Raw genomic sequence first — 1,850 nt, 5'->3', positions numbered from 1 at the left:
GACGAATGCCAGCAGGCTGTTGGCGATGCCGGCCAGCGGCAGCATCGCGCGGCCGAGGCGATCGTTCCGCCGTGCGACGAGCGGCGCCAGCGCGAAAAACGGCGTCGAAAGGAAGGTGAGCATCGCCGCGAACCCGCCCGTGCCGGCCACGCCCTCGACATAGAGCGGATAGAAGGGCTGGTTGGACGCGACAATGAGCGCGATCCAGTTGCAGGCGGTGACCCGCGGATCGGCATGCGCCGCATAGCGCTCGACCGCCGCCCACCACCCGCGCAACCGCATCGACACCGTCATCCACCCGCCCCTGGCACCCGCCGCCTTCGCTGTCATCTTGCCGGAGAGCCCGCGGTTTCAAGAGGCGCCCGATCGGCGGGCATGCCGCGATCGGACTTTGGTCCGGCTGTCGGCTGCGCGTCTCCGCCTGTATGGTCGTGCCATGGCAGGTCAAGGACAGGCTGGGGTCACCAAGCCGCACGATCTCTCCCGCCGCTTCGCGCTGGCGGGGGGCGTGATCATGCTGATCTCGATGCTGATCATCGGCTCCTTCGTAACGGCCCGCATCGAACAGAGCGTCATCGACAATACGGCCAGCGCGACCGCGCTGTTCATGGACAGCTTCATCGCCCCTCTGGCGCAGGAACTCGACACCGCCGACACGCTGTCGATCGGACCGACCCGGGCGATCGAGGAGATGCTGTCGGAAAGTGCGCTCGGCCAGCGCGTGGTGGCGATCAAGATCTGGAAGCCCGACGGCCGCGTTGCCTATTCCGACGAGCCCGAGTTGATCGGCCAGTCCTTTCCGCCGACCGAAAGCCTCAAGGGCGCCCTCGCCGGCAATGTGGTCGCGGAGTTCGACCATCTCGGCGATGCCGAGAATGCGTCGGAACGCTCGAAGGATCTGCCCCTGCTCGAGATCTACAGCCCGCTGCGCCAGACATTTTCGGGGCGGATCATCGGCGCCGTGGAGTTCTACGAGAACGCGTCCGCGCTGGAGAAGACGCTCGACGACGTCCGCCTGCAGGCCTGGTTCACGGTCGCGGCGGTGACGCTCGGCATTGGCGCGTCGCTGTTCGGTATCGTTCATCGCGGCAGCCGCCTGATCGCGGAGCAACGCCGCGCGCTCGAGGACCGGATGGCCGAGACCGAGCGGATCGCGGGACAGAACCGCCAGCTGCGCCTCGATATCGAACGGGCGGCGCGCGAGGTCAGCGAACTCAACGAGCGGATGCTGCGCCGGGTCAGCGCCGACCTTCACGACGGACCGGCCCAGCTGGTTGGCCTCGCCGCACTGAGGCTCGATTCCGCCGTCTCCGCTTCCGATGCCGGCCGCCGGTCGGAGGAACTGGCCGCCGTCCGCGGCGCCCTGGCCGATGCCATGCGCGAAATCCGCGACATCTGCACCGATCTCTCGCTCCCCGAAATCGAGCCGATGACGATCGCCGCGATCGTCGCCCGGGCCGCATCGGTGCACCGCGCCCGCAGCGGCACGGACGTCTCTGTCAGCTTCCTCGGCGAGGATCGGCGGCTGGCGCACTCCATCGGCATCGGCGCCTATCGCTTCATACAGGAGACGCTGAGCAATGCCTGGCGCCATGCCGGCGGTGCAGGACAGGCGGTCGAGGCTGCGATTGATGGCGATGCACTGATCATCACGGTCCAGAACGGCCCAGGCACGCCGCTGGCCGGGCCGCAGCCCGGCCGTCAGGCGGGACTCGGGCTGTCGGGCCTGAGGCGGCGGATCGAGAGCCTCGGCGGGCAATTCTCGTTCCAGCGCACTGAGGGTGGTGGCGCCATGGCACAAATGCGGATCCGCTTCGACGGGGGAGACGGCACATGACGAGAGGCGCGGA

General features: G+C 68.3%; 2 protein-coding genes. One reads left to right on the top strand and one right to left on the bottom strand.

The features are described from left to right. A partial coding sequence (locus ACOJSF_RS00200) for a hypothetical protein (protein ID WP_420140228.1) occupies nucleotides 1–330 on the bottom strand: 330 nt, incomplete at its 3' end. A 184-nt stretch (nucleotides 331–514) separates the two neighbouring features. Here ACOJSF_RS00200 and ACOJSF_RS00195 point away from each other — a divergent pair. After that, nucleotides 515–1,837 carry a sensor histidine kinase gene (locus ACOJSF_RS00195; RefSeq protein WP_420140229.1) on the top strand — a complete coding sequence of 441 codons (1,323 nt, stop codon included), beginning with the start codon at nucleotides 515–517 and terminating at the stop codon, nucleotides 1,835–1,837. Nucleotides 1,838–1,850: the final 13 nt, after the last annotated feature.

Source organism: Sphingomonas sp., from assembly GCF_048594985.1.
Taxonomy (GTDB): Bacteria; Pseudomonadota; Alphaproteobacteria; order Sphingomonadales; family Sphingomonadaceae; genus Sphingomonas_I.
This window is presented reverse-complemented; position numbering and strand designations above follow the sequence as displayed.